The organism is Streptococcus minor DSM 17118 (assembly GCF_000377005.1).
Lineage (GTDB): Bacteria > Bacillota > Bacilli > Lactobacillales > Streptococcaceae > Streptococcus > Streptococcus minor.
This window is the reverse complement of the sequence record NZ_AQYB01000033.1, coordinates 229,009-248,219: the sequence shown is the minus strand read 5'-3', so window position 1 is coordinate 248,219 and position 19,211 is coordinate 229,009. Positions and strand designations below refer to the sequence as shown.

Sequence of the window (19,211 nt, the reverse complement as noted above, 5' to 3'; positions counted from 1 at the left end):
GATGAGAGAAAAATCAGTATTTATTCGACTGTGGGATTATTTAAAACACTATCAATTTACTCTTTTTCTAGCTATCTTTTTAAAGATTTTAGCAGCAGTAGCCAATGTCTTAGAGCCTTTTGTTTTAGGACTAGTCATCACAGAACTGACACAAAATTTACTCGATATGGTTCGACAAGTTCCAGGTGCAGGTATCAACTATACATATGTATTCTGGGTGTTGGTGGCTTATGCCATTCGAGCACTCTTTTATGAAATTGGCTCTTATGGTTCTAACTTCTACATCACGCGAACAGTACAACATGTTATTCGGGATTTGCGGAATGACTTGAGTGAGAAAATTAATAAAATTCCCGTCTCTTATTTTGATCAGCACCAATTTGGTGATATGCTAGGACGGTTTACTAGCGATGTGGAGACAGTTTCAAATGCTCTTCAACAGTCATTTTTGCAAATTGTCAATGCTATTATCAGTCTTACCTTGGTCATCATCATGGTACTCTATCTCAATGTGCAATTGGCGATGGTCGTCATCATCAGTATTCCCATCACTTATGCTGCAGCTCAGGCTATTCTCAAAAAATCTCAGCCTTATTTCAAGCGCCAAGCCAAGGTTTTAGGTGATATGAATGGCTTCGTTCAGGAAAATCTGACCGGTTTCAACATCCTCAAGCTATACGGTCGTGAGGAAGCATCAGCTCACGAGTTTTCAAAAATTACGGATGAATTGCAGGATGTAGGTTTTAAGGCTAGCTTTATGTCTGGAATCATGATGCCTATCCTGCATGGAATTTCGGACATGACCTACTTGGTTGTAGCACTTTTGGGTGGTTTACAAGTTCTAGCTGGTAAGATGACTATCGGCAACATTCAGGCTTTTGTACAATATGTTTTTCAAATTGGTCAGCCTATTCAAGTGTTAAGTCAGCTAGCTGGAATTCTCCAAAGTGCGAAATCTTCTCTCGAGCGGATTTTTGAAGTTTTAGATGAAGACGATGAAATCGCAGAAGTGACAGAAAAACTCTCTGGAGATCTGACTGGTCAAGTCAGTTTCAACCACGTCCATTTTCAATATACTGAAAATAAACCTCTGATTCGCGATTTTAATTTGGAAGTACAACCTGGAGAAATGGTAGCTATTGTTGGACCGACAGGAGCAGGTAAGACTACTTTAATCAACCTTCTCATGCGTTTTTATGATGTGAACCAAGGCTCTATTACAGTGGATGGCCACGACATTCGCAACTTATCTCGTCAAGAATACCGCAGACAGTTTGGTATGGTTTTACAGGATGCATGGCTCTATGAGGGTACCATCAAGGAAAACTTACGTTTTGGCAATCTAGAAGCCACAGATGAAGACATCATTGAGGCAGCAAAGTCTGCCAATGTTGATCACTTTATCCGTACTTTGCCAGGAGGTTACAATATGGAGATGAATCAGGAATCTAGCAACATCTCCCTTGGTCAAAAACAACTCTTAACCATTGCTAGAGCACTTTTGGCAGATCCTAAAATATTGATTTTGGATGAAGCGACTTCCTCGGTTGATACTCGTCTGGAACTCTTGATTCAAAAGGCTATGAAACGTCTCATGCAAGGTAGAACAAGCTTTGTCATCGCCCATCGCTTGTCCACCATCCAAGAGGCCGATAAGATTTTGGTTCTAAAAGAAGGCCAGATTATCGAGCAGGGTAATCATACCAGTCTCTTAGCTGATAAAGGTTTTTATTACGATCTCTATATGAGCCAATTCAACCAAGAAGAAGCTGGATAGAAAAACAAGTTTTTAAAAAAAGAGGTAGGGACAAATTGTTTGTCCCTACCTCTTTTTGGTCTTAGTTTTTCTTCTTCTCTTCACCAGCAGGGAAGTAAGTTCCTTCTGGCAAATCATGGATAAAAACGTGAATAGCTTCTTTAGGCGCTTTGGCAACACGAGAAACTACCTCCGTTACTTCACGAGCTAACTCAGTTTTTTGATCATCAGTTCGTCCTTCAAACAACTCAATTGTTACAAATGGCATCAATTTTCTCCTTTTTATATTTTCTACAGTATAGCATAGATAAGAAAATTTTAATAGACTACATCTTTGTAATTCATAGAAAGGATACGATCATCACTTCTTGTCATTGGTGCCTACTCTACAGTATTGGTATTTATAGAAATAGTCTTCGGAGCCCCCTCTTTTCTGTAAAATAAACATCTCTTGAGATATCCTATCGTCACTTTTTATGGTAGAATAGAAGGAGTGAAAAAATTAGAATGGATAAAAGAAAGTGGCTCAATTATACTATAAATATGGCACTATGAATTCGGGCAAGACCATCGAAATTTTGAAAGTGGCTCACAACTACGAAGAGCAGGGCAAACCTGTTGTTATCATGACCAGTGCCCTTGATACTCGAGATGGTTTTGGAAAAGTATCCAGTCGAATCGGTATGAAGCGAGAAGCAGTCGCCATTGATGATGAGATGGATGTTTATGGCTTTATTAAAGACATGTCCCCAAAACCCTATTGTGTCCTGATTGATGAAGCTCAATTTCTGCGTCGCCACCATGTCTATGATTTGGCGCGAGTAGTGGATGAGTTAGGCGTACCTGTCATGGCTTTTGGACTCAAAAATGATTTCCGCAATGAGCTTTTTGAAGGCTCCAAACACCTGCTGCTTTTGGCAGATAAAATTGATGAAATCAAAACCATTTGCCAGTATTGCTCTAAAAAAGCTACCATGGTCTTGCGTACCCAAGATGGCAAACCTACCTATGAAGGTGAGCAAATTCAAATCGGTGGCAACGAAACCTATATTCCAGTTTGCCGAAAACATTATTTTAATCCTGAGATTTAAAACTCTAAAAAAGTCGAACTTTGTGACAGGTTCGATTTTAGTCGGTTGAAGGCATTGATATATTAGAAAGGAACTGAATATGCCTACGACTCCGTGGAAAAAGATAATTCTTTCTAGAAACGAACGTTTTTGCGTCAGAATTCCTATTTTCCTTTGAGTCCCTTAACGGCATTAATATCTTAATTATGAATATTTATGATCAATTACAGGCGGTAGAAGACCGCTATGAGGAGTTGGGAGAGCTCTTATCGGACCCAGCTGTCGTTTCAGACACCAAACGCTTTATGGAGCTGTCAAAAGAAGAGGCGGCTACCCGCGATACAGTGACAGCCTACCGCGAATACAAGCAAGTTATCCAAAACATTGCTGATGCTGAAGAGATGATTAAGGATGCGGCAGGTGATGCTGACTTAGAAGAAATGGCCAAGGAAGAGCTAAAAGAATCTAAGGCAGCCAAGGAGTCTTACGAAGAAAAACTCAAAATCTTGCTTCTACCAAAAGATCCCAACGATGACAAAAACATCATCTTAGAAATCCGTGGAGCAGCAGGCGGTGACGAGGCAGCCCTTTTTGCGGGCGACCTCTTGACTATGTACCAGAAGTTTGCTGAAGGCCAGGGTTGGCGTTTTGAAGTCATGGAAGCTTCTTACAACGGTGTTGGAGGAATCAAAGAAGTGGTTGCTATGGTTTCTGGACAATCAGTTTATTCCAAACTCAAATACGAGTCCGGTGCTCACCGCGTACAGCGTGTCCCTGTGACTGAGAGTCAGGGTCGTGTGCATACCTCAACTGCAACCGTTCTAGTTATGCCAGAAGTAGAAGAAGTCGAATATGATATTGATCCAAAAGACTTGCGTGTAGACATTTACCACGCATCCGGTGCTGGTGGTCAGAACGTCAATAAGGTGGCAACTGCTGTCCGTATTGTCCATCTCCCAACCAACATTAAAGTCGAAATGCAAGAAGAGCGGACACAACAGAAAAACCGTGAGAAGGCGATGAAAATCATTCGTGCTCGCGTAGCAGATCATTTTGCACAAATCGCTCAAGACGAGCAGGATGCTGAGCGGAAATCAACTGTGGGTACAGGAGACCGATCTGAGAGGATTCGTACCTATAACTTCCCTCAAAACCGTGTGACGGACCACCGTATCGGCTTAACCTTGCAAAAATTAGACACTATTTTATCTGGGAAGTTAGACGAAGTAGTGGATGCTCTGGTTCTTTATGACCAAACCCAAAAACTAGAAGATTTGAACAAATAATGAATTACGCACAAATCTTTTCTCATTACGAAGCACAGTTAGAAGCTATCGGAGAAGAAGCTGAGAGCCTAGCATTTACCTTTCGTTCTCTAAAAAATATGAGTTCGACAGACTTTTTTCTATCCTTGCGACAGGAGGTCTCAGAAGGGGACAAAATTTTACTAGCAGAAATTTTTAAACAGTTATCTCAGCATATTCCAGCACAATACATCATAGGAGAAGCTGATTTTCATGGTTTAACATTCAAGGTAGATGAGCGAGTATTGATACCAAGACCTGAAACAGAAGAACTAGTGGATCTAATACTAGAAGAAAACCTGCACACAAAGCTATCTGTACTAGATATTGGAACGGGTAGTGGGGCTATTGCCATTAGTCTCAAACATGCTCGGCCTGACTGGACAGTAGTAGCTAGTGATATCTCACCAGATTCTTTGACGGTAGCCTTTGAAAATGCCCATCGCCATAAAACGAACGTTCAGTTTGTTCAAGCAGATGTTTTTAGACAAGTTTCAGGGAAGTATGATATTATTGTTTCGAATCCGCCTTATATCTCGAAAGAAGATCGGAGTGAGGTTGGCATCAATGTCATCAATTCAGAACCGCATTTGGCTCTGTTTGCAGAAGAAGATGGCTTTGCCATTTATCGAAAAATTATTGAAGGCGCTAGTGAATACCTGACAGAACAAGGCAAACTTTACTTTGAGATTGGTTACAAGCAAGGTCCTATCATACAGCAAGTTCTTACAAAGTATTTCCCCAAAAAACGGATTCGTATCCTCAAGGACAACTTTGGAAAAGATCGAAAGGTGGTCGTTGACAATGGATAAGATCCTAGAAAATCTTCAAAATGGGGAAGCTGTTATCCTACCGACAGAAACAGTCTATGGTCTCTTTGCAAAAGCATTTGACGAGGCAGCGGTCAATCACGTCTATAGCTTGAAAAAGCGCCCGTGTGATAAGGCTATGAATCTCAATGTAGCAAATTTACAGACTATTTATGACTATTCAGAAGACCAGCCTATCTTTCTGAAAAAGTTATATGAAGCCTTTTTACCAGGTCCCTTAACTATCATTCTAAAGGCCAACGAAAAGGTGCCAGCATGGATCAATTCCGGCATGGGTACAGTTGGCTTTCGAGTACCAGCCTATCAGCCTACTCTTGAAGTGATTAGACGGTGTGGTGTTCTAATCGGACCTTCTGCCAATATTTCTGGGCAGGCTAGCGGTCAGTTTTTTGATGAAATTCGGACCCAATTCGACAAAGACCTTGTAGGAATCAAAGATGATGCTGCCCTAACTGGTCAGGATTCTACTATCTTAGATTTATCGGATTCAACAGCTCGTATCTTAAGGCAGGGTGCTATTACAAAAGAAGAACTTTTGCAGTCTATCCCTGAATTAAAGTTTTAACCCCTCACTTGGTCTTTTATGACCCGCTATTTATTGGAAACAGGAGAAAAAAATGATTTTCGATTTGGACAACTATCAAGCATATGATGTGGAACTTTGGGATGCTATCAAGGCAGAAGAGGAGCGCCAGCAACACAATATTGAATTAATAGCTTCTGAGAATGTTGTTTCAAAAGCTGTCATGGCTGCACAAGGTTCCATTTTAACCAATAAATATGCTGAAGGCTATCCAAGTAAACGCTATTACGGTGGGACAGAAGTGGTAGATATTATTGAAAATCTAGCCATCGAGCGTGCCAAGGAAATCTTCGGTGCTACTTTTGCCAATGTTCAACCCCATTCTGGAAGCCAAGCCAATGCTGCCGCCTATATGACTCTGATTCAGCCAGGAGATACTGTTCTTGGTATGGACTTATCAGCAGGTGGTCACTTGACACACGGAGCACCAGTCAACTTCTCTGGGAAATCTTATCATTTTGTAGCCTATGGTGTAGACAAAGAAACAGAACAACTGGATTATGACGCTATCTTAGCATTAGCTAAGGAAGTCTCTCCTAAATTGATTGTGGCCGGTGCTTCAGCATACTCACGTATCATTGATTTTGAAAAATTCCGTGCTATCGCAGATGAAGTGGGTGCTTATCTTATGGTAGATATGGCTCATATAGCTGGTCTAGTCGCCGCTGGCCTCCATCCAAGCCCAATACCATATGCCCACATTGTAACTACAACTACCCATAAGACCCTACGTGGTCCACGTGGTGGTTTGATTTTGACCAATGATGAAGATTTAGCTAAGAAAATCAACTCAGCAGTCTTCCCAGGTCTGCAGGGTGGCCCATTGGAACATGTTATTGCTGCCAAGGCTGTTGCTTTTAAAGAAAACTTAGACCCAGCATTCAAAGAGTACGCAACTCAAATCATCAAAAACTGTCAAGCCATGGCTTCTGTCTTCCAGAAAGATGACAATTTCCGTGTTATTTCAGGTGGAACAGACAATCACCTCTTCTTGGTTGATGTAACCAAGGTTGTCGAAAATGGAAAAGTTGCGCAAAATCTATTGGATGAAGTAAATATCACCCTCAACAAAAACTCGATTCCTTTTGAAACCTTATCACCTTTCAAGACATCAGGTATCCGCTTGGGTACAGCTGCTGTTACTGCACGTGGCTTCAAAGAAGAAGAATGTCGCCAAGTTGCTCACTTAATTATTAAAGCCCTTAGAAATGCTGAAAATGAAGCAGTCCTAGAAGAAGTGCGCAAAGAAGTGCGCGCTCTAACTGACCGCTTCCCACTTTACGAAAATTTATAATGGATATTTATATTAAACAAGCTGTTTTACATCAATTTACCCCAGATGATACTGAGCTGGTTCTTTCGAACCAGCTCTTGGCTATCACTCCAAAAATCGAAGAATACCTTCGTAAGAAAATTGAACGAGTCTATTCTGATGAAGCTAAGACTGGCTTTCTAGCCAATAATAGCCCCTTCTTTGAGCATGCCAAAGGTGATTTGCTAGAGGGTTCTGTCCAAATCGCCCAACTTTGGAAGGAGGAATTTGTCCTCTCTGAAAATCAGAAGACCAATGACCTACTATTCGTGTCCTATGAAAAGAATGGACTGGAGCATTTTGCTTTTTTACGTATTGCATTGCGTGAAAGTCTAGTTCACATAGCGGATAATAGCGAAAGCCCTCTTATGCTCACCCAAAACAATCTTCCTAGTGCTGGTTCAGCACCTGATGAAGCGATCATTATCAACTTACAGTCAGGTAAGTATCACCTAATTGAGAAGCGTATCAAGTATAACGGTGCCTTCCTCAACTATTTTTCAGAGCATTTGCTCCAAGAAAAACCGACTATTTCTGCTAAAAAATCTATCCAAGCAGTAGAAAAAACAGCCCAGAAGATTGCGGATAATTTCCAACAGGGAGATTTCCAATTTCAATCCAAGGTAAAATCTGCCATCTTCTATCATCTGGAAGAAGATGGAGAGTTATCTCCTGAGAAGCTGGCCAATGATCTTTTTGATCAAAACCTGACAGCCCGCCTCAGCTTTGTAGATGAGTTAAAACAGATTGTCCCAGAGAAGATTGCCTTTGATGAAATCGACACAAGCCGCCAGCTCAAGAAGTTTGAAAATCAGAAACTTTCCCTCTCTAATGGTATTGAACTTATCGTTCCAAATAATGTTTATCAGGATGCTGAGTCTGTTGAATTCATCCAAAACGACAATGGTACCTACTCCATTCTCATTAAAAATATCGAGGATATAAAAAATCAATAGTATGAAAAAATTAACAAGAACGATTCTTTTTCTCGTCCTTGTTTTCCTAGCCTATCAGACTTATCAAATTTGGAAAAATGTCAAGCAGGTCATGACCTATCAACCCATGGTACAAGAAGTTCTTGCTGAAAATGACACAGAAGCCAACGAGGAGCTTGTTCTGGCTATGATTTACACAGAGACGAAGGGAAAATCTACTGATGTTATGCAGTCCAGCGAGTCTGTTACAGGCTATGCAAATACTATCAATGATAGCAAGGAAAGCATTCGTCAGGGTGTGGAATACCTTAGCCAAAACATTGCAGCAGCAAAAGAAGCTAAGGTAGATGTGTGGACAGCCGTTCAGGCCTACAATTATGGTCCTGCTTATATTACCTACATTTCTGAAAACGGTGGGAAAAATACCATTGAGTTGTCCCAAAAATACTCAAGAGAAGTGGTAGCTCCAAGTCTAGGGAATACCACAGGTGAAACCTACAATTATTTTCATCCAATTTCGTTGATTCATGGTGGAAAACTCTACGTCAATGGTGGTAATATTTACTACTCACGTCAAGTGAGTTTCAATCTCTATCTGATGAAAATCATGAATTTACTCTAAAACGAATCTTCCATCACGATTCGTTTTTTCTATTCCTTGGAAACGTGGTATAATAAGAGTAAAGAAAGGCGGAATATGAAAATGGCTAGAAATGTTTTTATTACAGGAGCCACTAGTGGGATTGGAGAAGCCATCGCCCATGCTTTTGCCCAAAATGGAGATAACCTGATACTAATCGGTCGTAGAAAAGAACGTCTAGAAGCTGTTCAAGCAGAGTTAGAAACACTCTATCAAGCGACCGTTTGGACCTACCAATTGGATGTGACTAAGGTTGATATGGTTTCAGACATTTGTCAAAAAATCCTCGCAGAAGTGGAAGTAGTTGATATTCTAATTAATAATGCTGGTCTGGCTCTTGGTTTAGAAAAATTTCAAGATTATGCAGTGGAAGACATGTTAACGATGCTAGATACCAATGTCAAAGGCTTACTTCTAGTCACTCGCCAAATATTACCACAAATGGTAGAAAGAAATTCAGGTCACATCATCAATATTGGCTCCACTGCTGGAATCTATGCCTATGCTGGAGCAGCAGTTTATTCGGCTACCAAAGCAGCTGTCAAGGTTCTCAGTGATGGTATGCGGATTGATACTGTTGATAAAAACATCAAGGTAACGACTGTTCAACCAGGCCTGGTTGAGACAAATTTCAGCGAAGTACGCTTCAAAGGCGATAAACAACGTGCCTCAGAGGTTTACCAAGGGATTCAAGCACTTCAAGCTACTGATATTGCAGATATCACGCTTTATATCGCGAACCAACCCCAGCATGTCCAAGTTTCAGACATCACCATTATGGCTACCAAACAGGCTACAGGATTTACTATCCACAGAGAAAGTTAGGAGGAAATGAATTATGAATAAGATAAGAGCGATAGCAGTTACAGTGATTTTAACAACAGCTCTAGGCGCATGTGGTCAAAAATCAGCAACACCCCCAAGTAGCAGCAGAACAAACGATACAACCCAAGCTGTCACAACAGATAGTTCCTCTCTAGCGACAACAGAAATTCCTTCGACCAGTGAAAATCCATTCTCATTTCGCTATCTTTCAATGGATATCCAAGCTATCTCACAAGGGGATTATTCCAGTGTGATTGGCAAGTGGGTTAGAGAGGATGGAGAAGGAACTTTTGTCTTCAACTCCGTTGGCCTAGTTGGAGATAGCACCATTTCACAAAGTTCTAAAATTGTGGATGGAATATTAGAAACTGGAATTAAAAATAGTGGGGGTTATGGTGTAGGTTTGTTAATGATTCCAGCTGGAGTTCCAATTCCAAGAAGCTATTATGAGGAAAAAGATGAGTCGGATATCAACCGCGATCGTATGTATGGTGCTCATACTTCCTTTAAAAACATAAACAATTCAGACGTTTTTTACCGCGTTCCACCACAAACAAACATCGAAAGCAACCCTCTAACCACTAATGATACAGGGGTCCGCTTAGAAAGTGGTCCAGATACAATCAATTATGCCAATACTATCTTAGGTCCACTTAACTGGACCATTATCGAAAGCAACTACAATAGAACAGAAAGCATCCCATTTGAACTCCTTCAAGGAGAGAATGGTTTCCTTTTCCGTGTCTATCGTAATGGAGTAATCATTTCTCACACAAAGGATGCTATTGTGTATATTCCTTAAATAAACAGAACAAAAACCCCTTTGAAAATTTTATTTCAAAGGGGTTCGTCTTGTTTTACTTGATATTTATTCCCACTCCACGGTTGCTGGTGGTTTGCTGGTGATGTCATAGACGATACGGTTGACGTGGTCCACTTCATTGACGATGCGAACCGAGATTTTTTGGAGAACCTCCCATGGAAGCTTAGCAAAGTCAGCAGTCATACCATCAATAGAGGTAATAGCACGAATAGCGATAGTATAGTCATAAGTACGACCATCTCCCATGACACCAACAGACCGAACTCCTGTATTGACAGTGAAATACTGCCAGACATCACGATCGAGACCAGCCTTAGCAATTTCCTCGCGGAGGATGGCATCTGATTCACGGACAGTTTTGAGTTTTTCTTCAGTAATCTCACCCATCACACGGATAGCAAGTCCTGGTCCTGGGAATGGCTGGCGCCAAACAATTTCATCTGGCATACCAAGAGCTGTCCCAAGAGCACGGACTTCATCTTTAAAGAGAGTATTGAGTGGCTCAATCAACTTGAACTGCATGTCTTCAGGCAATCCACCAACATTGTGGTGAGATTTGATCGTTTCTGCTGTCTCTGTACCAGACTCAATAATATCAGTATAAAGAGTGCCTTGAGCCAAGAAGTCAACATCCTTCAGTTTGCTAGCTTCATCGTCAAAGACATAAACAAATTCGTTACCGATAATCTTGCGTTTTTTCTCAGGGTCAGAAACACCTGCCAACAAGTCCAAGAAGCGTTTAGAGGCATCTACACGGATGATGTTGAGCCCAAACTTGCCTCCGAGCATTTCCATAACTTGATCTCCCTCATTCTTACGAAGAAGACCATGATCCACAAAAATACAGGTCAGTTGATCACCAATGGCGCGCTGGAGAAGAACACCCACTACAGATGAATCTACTCCACCTGACAGGCCAAGTAGGACCTTTTTATCGCCAACTGTTTGACGGATTTTTTCAATTTCAACATCAATAAAGTTTTCCATGGTCCAATCACCCTTTGCCCCACAGATGTTAATGGCAAAGTTTCTCAGAATGTCATTTCCGTATTCGGAATGACGAACCTCTGGGTGGAATTGGATTCCATAGATATGCTTGTCCGTATTTTCAATGGCCGCAAATGGGCAATCTGATGATAGCCCCACAAGATGGAAATCACTTGGAATTTCAGTCACCGCATCGCCGTGACTCATGAGAACCACTTGCTCATCAGGTGTTCCAGTAAAGAGGTTAGAACTAGCTTGGAGGCGAAGAGTAGATTGACCATATTCACGGTTACCAGCTTCTCCAGCAGGAACCACCTTACCACCTAGTTTGTGGGTAATCAGTTGCATCCCGTAGCAAATCCCCAAGATAGGAATTCCTAATTCGAAAATTTCGGCATCGATATCAAAAGCATTTTCAGCATATACCGAATTTGGTCCTCCCGAAAGAACGATACCAATAGGGTCGATCTTTCTAACCTCTTCCGCAGAAATTTTGTGGCTTTTCAGCTCTGAAAATACACCAAATTCACGGATACGGCGGGAAATGAGTTGGTTGTATTGACTACCGTAATCCAGAACGATAATCTTTTGCACATCTTGCATTGTCATCCTTTTTCCTTTCAAATCAAAAAAGTTTCCTTTTCTGTTATTTATTTTACCACAAAAACGAACTATTTGCAGTAGGAATGGAGAAAAATACTAATTTTTGGTAAAATAAAAAGAGTAGAAGTGAGGAGAAATGATGGAAGCAGCCTACATAACAATTCATAATAAAATTAAGGATGATATTGATTTAGGAATTTGGAAAATCGGACAGCGTTTACCAAGTGAGCGAGATTTAGCAGATGATTTTGGTGTATCACGGATGACCCTCCGCCAAGCTATTACCCTTCTTGTAGAAGAAGGGGTTCTGACCAGAAAAGTTGGTTCCGGAACCTATGTGGCTAGTACACGGGTACAGGAAAAAATGCGGGGAACTACCTCCTTTACTGAGATTATCCAACTTCAAGGAAAAATACCATCCAGCAAATTACTTTCTTATACAAAAACTTTTCCAAACGAAAAGGAACGCCAAATGCTACAGCTGGATGCAAAAGAGAGTATCATCCGTATGGAGCGCGTTCGCTATGCAGATGACCTACCTGTCGTCTATGAAGTGGCTAGTATACCAGAACGGCTTATTAAAACATTTAAAAAAGAAGATGTTACCAATCACTTCTTTAAAACCATGACAGATAACGGTTACCGTATCGGAAAGAGTCACCAGACCATCTTTGCTCGGCTGGCCAATGACAAGGTCTCAAAGCTCCTGCAAATTGGAAAGAAGCAGGCTATTTTAGCCCTCCGACAAGTATCCTACCTAGAAGATGGACAAGCCTTTGAGTATGTCAATAGCCAGTATGTCGGAGACAGATTTGAATTTTATTTAGAGAATAACTAGATTTACCCAAAAGTCCGTTTTACCTCTATTAAAATACGGGCTTTTTTGGTATAATAAAAGCTATGGAAATTGAAAAAACCAACCGAATGAATGCCCTCTTCGAGTTTTATGCGGCTCTACTGACCGATAAGCAGATGAACTATATTGAACTCTACTATGCAGATGACTATAGCTTAGCTGAAATTGCTGAAGAATTTGGCGTTAGTCGTCAAGCTGTCTATGACAATATCAAGCGCACAGAGAAAATTTTAGAAGATTACGAGATGAAACTGCATATGTACTCGGATTACATTGTTCGCAGTGAAATTTTAGAGTCAATTATGCAGAAATATCCTGAAGATCACTTTCTCCAAGAGAAAATTGCCATTCTTTCAAGCATTGACAATCGAGATTAACTTTAACATAAAACATATTACTATAGGAGTGTGAACCATGGCTTTTGAAAGCTTAACAGAGCGCTTACAGAGCGTTTTTAAAAACTTACGTGGAAAGAAAAAATTATCTGAAAAAGATGTCCAAGAAGTCACCAAGGAGATCCGTCTAGCCCTTCTTGAAGCTGACGTTGCCTTGCCAGTCGTAAAAACCTTTATCAAGCGGGTCCGAGAGCGTGCTATTGGGCATGAAATCATTGATACACTAGATCCGACTCAGCAAATCGTCAAAATCGTCAATGAAGAATTGACAGAAATTTTGGGTTCAGAAACAGCTGAAATCGAGAAAGCTCCTAAGATTCCGACTATTATCATGATGGTTGGTTTACAGGGTGCTGGTAAAACAACCTTTGCAGGCAAATTAGCCAACAAACTGATTAAAGAAGAAAATGCTCGGCCTTTGATGATTGCAGCGGATATTTACCGTCCAGCAGCTATCGACCAGCTCAAAACTCTTGGTCAGCAAATCAATGTCCCTGTCTTTGATATGGGCACTGACCATTCAGCTGTAGAAATCGTGTCACAAGGACTGGCATTGGCACGTGAAAACCGCCACGATTATGTTCTCATTGATACAGCTGGTCGTCTACAAATTGATGAGAAGCTGATGGAAGAGCTCCGCGATGTTAAATCTTTAGCCAATCCAAACGAAATCTTGCTCGTCATCGATAGCATGATTGGTCAGGAAGCAGCTAATGTTGCAGCCGAGTTTCACAAACAACTTGAAATCACTGGGGTTGTACTGACTAAAATCGATGGGGATACTCGTGGTGGTGCTGCCCTTTCTGTCCGTGAAATCACTGGTAAGCCCATCAAATTTACTGGTACTGGTGAAAAAATTACTGATATTGAAACCTTCCACCCAGACCGAATGGCAAGCCGTATCTTGGGCATGGGTGACCTACTAACCTTGATTGAGAAGGCTTCTCAGGAATACGATGAAAAGAAATCATTGGAACTGGCTGAAAAAATGCGGGAGAACACCTTTGATTTCAACGATTTCATCGAACAACTGGACCAAGTACAAAACATGGGACCCATGGAAGATCTACTCAAGATGATTCCTGGTATGGCGGGTAATCCTGCTTTAGCCAATATCAAGGTAGACGAACGTGAAATCGCTCGTAAACGAGCAATCGTGTCCTCTATGACCCCAGCAGAACGTGAGAATCCTGATTTGTTATCTCCGAGCCGTCGACGTCGGATTGCAGCTGGTTCAGGTAATAGTTTTGTTGACGTCAATAAGTTTATCAAGGACTTTAATCAGGCCAAAACTATGATGCAAGGCATCATGTCAGGTGATATGGACAAGATGATGCGCCAAATGGGACTCAATCCTAACAATATGCCGAAAAATATGCCAAATATGGGTGGTATGGGGATGCCTGACATGTCTGCTCTTAATGGCATGATGGGTAGTGGGAGTGGAATGCCTGATATGAGTCAGATGATGGGCGGTGGTATCAAAGGTAAAATTGGTGAATTTGCCATGAAGCAAGCCATGAAACGCCAGGCTAATAAAATCAAAAAAGCGAAGAAAAAACGTAAATAAATTATATAAAGAGGTGAAGAAATGATTGAAAATGTAATTGCCTATTATCTTTTTGAGCATTTTCCTCTCACCATTGGTCTAATCTGCCACTTTTTTAGTGATTTCCATCTACAAAGTCCACAACTCGCTGCCCAAAAAAACAAACATTTTAAGGCCCTTTGTCTGCATATGTTTTGGGTTGCCCTTCCAATGATCTTTGTTGGATTCCTCTACAATCAAGATTTTGTAGGCTTCTTCTTTAAAATTTGGTTGGTACATTTTGCCATTGATTTTACCAAGTATTTCTTGATTAAAAATGGTTACATCAAGCCATCTTGGGAAAACATTGTATTTCTCATCGACCAAATAGTCCATGTAGGAGCTATTTTCCTCCTATATACTCATTATTCCCATCTAGCATCTACATTAGATGTGACCAAAACAGATCATCCTCCCTTTCCAATCTTGAATATTATCCTTCTTTTAGTGCTTATCACCAAGCCTGTCAACATCGTCTTCAAGCTCTTCTTCAGTAAGTATCAACCTGATGAGGAAGAAGTAGAAGGGCAGAACACAAAAGCAGGGGCAGGAGCTCTAATTGGACAACTTGAACGCTTAATCATGGTTATTTTTCTGCTGATGGGCCAATATGCAGCTATCGGTCTTGTCTTTACTGCCAAATCCATCGCACGCTATGATCGTATCTCAAAAGACCAAGGATTTGCAGAATATTACTTGATAGGCTCACTATTTAGTATGATTAGTGTTTTAGTCCTATATGCTTTTATCGTCTTATACTAAAGAAACCGAGTTTAGACTCGGTTTTTTTACATAACTTATATTATGTAAAAAGTAGAGGAAATGATTATTTGGCTCGATTATTTGGCTCAATGGAGCTTTTCGGATTGGAAAAACTGTCTCGTAAGTTTTCTTCATCAAGAAATTTATGTTCCAAAGTGCCTAGGGAATTTTTTTACAGAAAAATTTCCAACGTCAGCCTATCCAGAGGATTTTCAGGTTTATCCAATTTGGCGTAGGGCAACCATCCAGATTATACGTGATTTAGCTAGTAAAACAGATAAAATCATCATTGTGCCTATGACGATATTTAAAAAAGAATATTACCAGGAAATCATCGAACAAGGACTGAGCGAGGATATCTATGTACAGCATTATATTCTGGTTGCTGACAAAAATACTATCTTGAGCCGTTTAAACAATCGAACTCAAGAAAATAATAACTGGGCTTTAAAACATTTAGATCATTGTTTGCGGGTATTTGGAGACCAGATTTCTGGACAAAAGATCAATACTGATAGCTGAACAGTCAATGAGATTACTGATCTAATCTTAAAAGACCTTATAAGGAAGGGTAATTCTGGTTAAAGAATGATGACATCATTTTCTATACCATCTTTCCGAAAAACTATAATTTTCTTGAAACATATGCGGGGTTATGATATACTACTATTATCAATATGTTGCCCAAAAATGTAGGAGAAACGTATGCGACGCGAATTACTTTTAGAAAAAATTGAAGAACTTAAAGATGTCATGCCCTGGTTTGTACTGGATTATTATCAGTCTAAATTGGCAGTGCCTTATAGTTTTACGACTTTGTACGAATACCTCAAAGAATATCGGCGTTTCTTTGAATGGCTTATAGATGCTGATTTGGTATCGGTTAGACAGTTATCAGATATACCACTTGAAAGATTAGAAACGTTGACAAAGAAAGATATGGAATCGTTTATTCTATATTTAAGAGAACGTCCTTTGCTGAATGCCAATACGACACAAAATGGGGTTTCACAGACTACCATTAACCGTACCTTATCTGCCTTATCTAGTCTATACAAGTATCTGACTGAGGAGGTTGAAAATGACCAAGGTGAACCATATTTTTATAGAAATGTCATGAAGAAAGTTTCTACTAAGAAAAAACGAGAGACCTTGGCCTCTCGTGCAGAAAATATCAAGCAAAAACTTTTTTTAGGCGATGAAACCATGGACTTTTTGGAATATGTAGATTGTGAATATGAGAACAAACTTTCCAATCGTGCTAAATCATCTTTCCGAAAAAATAAGGAACGTGATTTGGCGATTTTAGCCTTACTACTAGCCTCTGGTGTTCGATTATCTGAAGCTGTTAATCTTGATTTGAAGGATGTCAATCTCAAAATGATGATGATAGAGGTCACTCGTAAGGGTGGGAAACGAGATTCTGTCAATGTTGCATCCTTTGCTAAACCCTATCTTGAAGCCTACGCTGCTATTCGTCAAACTCGCTATCAGGCTGAAAAAACAGATCTCGCTTTCTTTTTGACAGAATATCGAGGCGTACCAAACCGCATCGATGCTTCTTCCATTGAAAAAATAGTGGCAAAATATTCATCGGACTTCAAGGTTCGTGTGACCCCTCATAAATTACGCCATACACTTGCAACTCGTCTCTATGATGCGACGAAGTCACAAGTTTTGGTTAGCCATCAGCTAGGCCACGCCAATACGCAGGTTACAGACCTCTATACTCACATCGTCAACGATGAACAAAAAAATGCCTTAGATAATTTATAGACTTTATTTACATAATATTTATTACGTAAATAAAGTTAAGAAAAATAAAATACGAGAAGCTCCTTTTCTAGTAAAACTAGTTGAAGAGAACTTCTCGTATTTTTTGTACTATGTTAAAGACGACTTTCCTCAGATATTTGTAGTCGTTTGTCTTGCTTAGCCGTCCAATCTACTCGGGGAGGACGATTGCGTTCTAGACAAGCAACGACCTGTTGACCTGTCTTATCAAATTCAAGAACAGCGTAAAATTGATCATGGTAGAAAAAGAATTGATAGCTGTTCTCGTAGGCTTCTTTTATCCATTTTTCCTTAGCTGCGATAGCATCCATCGGATAATCATCTACTGCTGCTACCCAAAGTGGATTACGATGGGCATGACTAATCAGCAAATCAGACAGGTGGATCATCGTTTTATCGCCTTGTTTCAATAAGATGATGCTATGACCATTACTGTGGCCACCTGTATGGTGCATTTCAATCCCTGGAACAACCTCTAAAAATTCACCAAAAGTGATAACTTGGTCTTGAACAGCCTCCCAATTTTCCCTTAAATAAGTTCCACGTGTACGTTTATTAGGATAACGGACTTCGTCCCATTCAATTTCTTGGATGTAAATCTTTGCATTTGGGAAGGTTGAAACAATTTGACCATCTCTTAGAGAAGTCAAGCCTCCAGCATGGTCATTATGCATATGTGTCATCAGGATAGTGTCAATATCATCAACTGTCAATCCCAAACTTTGCAGGCTTTCTACCACACGATTTTCAGATAGGATACCGAGATTTCGGCGCTGCTTCTCGTCCAACTTTTCAGTTCCTAAGCTGGTGTCAATGAGGTAATGTTTCCCTTGATAAGAAATCAAAATTGGATCTGTTAGGTCCGCTAATAATCCGTCTTCCGTTGCAGGGAAAAAACGTGACCAAACTGCTTTGGGGACTGGACCAAATAATGTACCTGCGTCGGTATATTTGTCAGCCCCTCTTAACCAAGTGAGAGTCATTTCTCCAAATTGATAGGTTTGTAGATTCATATTTCCCATCCCTTTCTAGTCTTCTAACCAGATTTGTGCAATATTCCGTTTTAAACTATCCATCGAGCCACCATAAAGTCCAGTGACCTTAGCATCATTCACGTAGCGTTCAATGTCATTATCAGCAATGAAACTATATGCTCCTGTAATACGGACGACCTCTTCAGCAACCTCTTGAGCTGTTGATGTTGTCAATAATTTCAACATAGAAGCACACCGATCATCTACCATGCTACCACGAATATACTCATGGTAATATGCCTTACAGGCCGCTAATTTCATCTCAATTTCAGAGAATTTAAATTGATTAACGCTAACATCTATCGGTCGTTTGCCAAAACCGCGTTTGAGTTTGCTGTAATCAAGTCCTTTTTTAAAGACCCCTTCTGCAATTCCCAAAGCCTGAGCACTGATGACTAGACGCATTTTGACAAGGACTTGAGCCAAAATGTCAACAGCATCAAAATGATTTCCCAGCAAAGAATCAGCTTCTAATTGCACATTGTTAAAGGAAATAGGTGCAATTGGCATAGCTTTGACTCCATGTTTTTCAATTGCTTGGCCAACAGTCACTCCTTCCTGATGAGGATTGACAATAAATATTCCTGTTCCCTCTTGACCATCTAAATGCTTCGTCAGGGCAAAAACGAGGAGAAAATCAGCTAAATTAGCATTAGACACCATATGCTTTTTCCCTGTTAGAATCCAGCCTGCTTCTGTTTGAAGAGCTAGGGTATGAGGGAGTTCTTTTTTTAGGCGAATATCTTCTTCTGAAAAGGCGAATCCTCCTAGTTTATCTCCTGATAGAAGACTATCTAGATACTTCTCCTTTTGGCTATTTGTTCCAAATTGATCTAGGGTCCAAATAGCATAAATCCCTTGGGTCAGCAGGATACTTCCTAAAGATGCAAATTCTTTGGAGATAATCCGAATAGACTCTAAAAAAGTTCGGAAGGAACATGGCTGTGGGTCTTTTGTGATAAGGTAATCAAAGAGGCGTAATTCTTTACTGAGATATTGCCAAAATTCCTCTGGGAAGGTTTGGCTATTGTCATATTCTCTAGCCTTTCCTGCCAGATGATTTCTAGTATAGTGATAAACGTCCTCAGTTAGTTGTTCATGAAACAATGGTACA

General features: G+C 40.3%; 20 protein-coding genes. 16 read left to right on the top strand and 4 right to left on the bottom strand.

Annotated elements, in window-relative coordinates; genetic code table 11:
• Position 1: 1 nt before the first annotated feature.
• Positions 2-1,777 carry an ABC transporter ATP-binding protein gene (locus F602_RS0107555; RefSeq protein ID WP_026183365.1) on the top strand — a complete coding sequence of 592 codons (1,776 nt, stop codon included), beginning with the start codon at positions 2-4 and terminating at the stop codon, positions 1,775-1,777.
• Between the two features lie 61 nt (positions 1,778-1,838).
• On the opposite strand, the gene F602_RS0107550 is transcribed toward F602_RS0107555, so the two are convergent.
• A complete protein-coding gene (locus F602_RS0107550) occupies positions 1,839-2,024 on the bottom strand; it encodes a 4-oxalocrotonate tautomerase (RefSeq protein WP_018167363.1) in 186 nt (61 codons plus the stop codon).
• 253 nt (positions 2,025-2,277) lie between these two features.
• On the opposite strand from F602_RS0107550, the gene F602_RS0107545 reads away from it, so the two are divergent.
• The 9 genes from F602_RS0107545 (at position 2,278) to F602_RS0107505 (ending at position 10,057) form a co-directional block, all read left to right on the top strand.
• On the top strand, positions 2,278-2,847 hold the full coding sequence (locus F602_RS0107545) for a thymidine kinase (protein ID WP_018167362.1): 570 nt from the start codon (positions 2,278-2,280) through the stop codon (positions 2,845-2,847).
• A 185-nt stretch (positions 2,848-3,032) separates the two neighbouring features.
• A complete protein-coding gene (gene prfA / locus F602_RS0107540; RefSeq protein ID WP_018167361.1) occupies positions 3,033-4,112 on the top strand; it encodes a peptide chain release factor 1 in 1,080 nt (359 codons plus the stop codon).
• On the top strand, positions 4,112-4,942 hold the full coding sequence (gene prmC, locus F602_RS0107535) for a peptide chain release factor N(5)-glutamine methyltransferase (protein WP_018167360.1): 831 nt from the start codon (positions 4,112-4,114) through the stop codon (positions 4,940-4,942). The genes prfA and prmC overlap by 1 nt, the downstream gene beginning before the upstream one ends.
• Positions 4,935-5,525 (top strand): L-threonylcarbamoyladenylate synthase, encoded by a 591-nt coding sequence (locus F602_RS0107530; protein WP_018167359.1) that lies wholly within the window; start codon positions 4,935-4,937, stop codon positions 5,523-5,525. Before prmC ends, F602_RS0107530 begins: the two co-directional genes overlap by 8 nt.
• Positions 5,526-5,577: 52 nt before the next feature.
• Complete coding sequence (glyA, locus tag F602_RS0107525; protein ID WP_018167358.1) at positions 5,578-6,837, top strand: serine hydroxymethyltransferase; 1,260 nt, start codon at positions 5,578-5,580, stop codon at positions 6,835-6,837.
• A complete protein-coding gene (locus F602_RS0107520) occupies positions 6,837-7,811 on the top strand; it encodes a nucleoid-associated protein (protein ID WP_018167357.1) in 975 nt (324 codons plus the stop codon). The genes glyA and F602_RS0107520 overlap by 1 nt, the downstream gene beginning before the upstream one ends.
• A gap of 1 nt (position 7,812) precedes the next feature.
• Positions 7,813-8,412: a lysozyme family protein gene (locus tag F602_RS0107515; protein ID WP_018167356.1), complete on the top strand. Its 600-nt coding sequence runs from the start codon at positions 7,813-7,815 to the stop codon at positions 8,410-8,412.
• Between the two features lie 81 nt (positions 8,413-8,493).
• A complete protein-coding gene (locus F602_RS0107510; RefSeq protein ID WP_026183364.1) occupies positions 8,494-9,255 on the top strand; it encodes an SDR family NAD(P)-dependent oxidoreductase in 762 nt (253 codons plus the stop codon).
• A gap of 13 nt (positions 9,256-9,268) precedes the next feature.
• Positions 9,269-10,057: a DUF6287 domain-containing protein gene (locus F602_RS0107505; RefSeq protein ID WP_018167354.1), complete on the top strand. Its 789-nt coding sequence runs from the start codon at positions 9,269-9,271 to the stop codon at positions 10,055-10,057.
• Positions 10,058-10,123: 66 nt separating this feature from the next.
• Here the strand turns inward: F602_RS0107505 and guaA are convergent, their stop codons facing one another.
• The gene (gene guaA / locus F602_RS0107500; RefSeq protein WP_018167353.1) at positions 10,124-11,674 is read right to left on the bottom strand and encodes a glutamine-hydrolyzing GMP synthase; all 1,551 of its coding nucleotides are present in this window, start codon (positions 11,672-11,674) and stop codon (positions 10,124-10,126) included.
• 133 nt (positions 11,675-11,807) lie between these two features.
• Between guaA and F602_RS0107495 the strand changes: the two genes are divergently transcribed.
• From F602_RS0107495 to xerS, 6 genes are all read left to right on the top strand, one after another.
• Entirely contained in the window at positions 11,808-12,506 is a 699-nt protein-coding gene (locus F602_RS0107495) for a GntR family transcriptional regulator (protein WP_018167352.1), read from the top strand.
• Between the two features lie 62 nt (positions 12,507-12,568).
• Entirely contained in the window at positions 12,569-12,901 is a 333-nt protein-coding gene (locus tag F602_RS0107490) for a putative DNA-binding protein (protein WP_018167351.1), read from the top strand.
• Positions 12,902-12,938: 37 nt separating this feature from the next.
• Positions 12,939-14,489: a signal recognition particle protein gene (ffh, locus tag F602_RS0107485; RefSeq protein WP_018167350.1), complete on the top strand. Its 1,551-nt coding sequence runs from the start codon at positions 12,939-12,941 to the stop codon at positions 14,487-14,489.
• A 21-nt stretch (positions 14,490-14,510) separates the two neighbouring features.
• Positions 14,511-15,269: a DUF3307 domain-containing protein gene (locus tag F602_RS0107480; protein ID WP_018167349.1), complete on the top strand. Its 759-nt coding sequence runs from the start codon at positions 14,511-14,513 to the stop codon at positions 15,267-15,269.
• Positions 15,270-15,329: 60 nt separating this feature from the next.
• Positions 15,330-15,791 (top strand): adenylyl-sulfate kinase, encoded by a 462-nt coding sequence (locus F602_RS10460; protein ID WP_245537567.1) that lies wholly within the window; start codon positions 15,330-15,332, stop codon positions 15,789-15,791.
• A 183-nt stretch (positions 15,792-15,974) separates the two neighbouring features.
• The gene (gene xerS, locus F602_RS0107470; RefSeq protein ID WP_018167348.1) at positions 15,975-17,045 is read left to right on the top strand and encodes a tyrosine recombinase XerS; all 1,071 of its coding nucleotides are present in this window, start codon (positions 15,975-15,977) and stop codon (positions 17,043-17,045) included.
• 113 nt (positions 17,046-17,158) lie between these two features.
• Here xerS and F602_RS0107465 read toward each other — a convergent pair whose 3' ends face one another.
• Both F602_RS0107465 and F602_RS0107460 read right to left on the bottom strand, forming a co-directional pair.
• Positions 17,159-18,085 (bottom strand): MBL fold metallo-hydrolase, encoded by a 927-nt coding sequence (locus tag F602_RS0107465; RefSeq protein ID WP_018167347.1) that lies wholly within the window; start codon positions 18,083-18,085, stop codon positions 17,159-17,161.
• Between the two features lie 6 nt (positions 18,086-18,091).
• Positions 18,092-19,204 carry an acyl-CoA dehydrogenase family protein gene (locus F602_RS0107460; protein WP_018167346.1) on the bottom strand — a complete coding sequence of 371 codons (1,113 nt, stop codon included), beginning with the start codon at positions 19,202-19,204 and terminating at the stop codon, positions 18,092-18,094.
• Positions 19,205-19,211 lie beyond the last annotated feature (7 nt).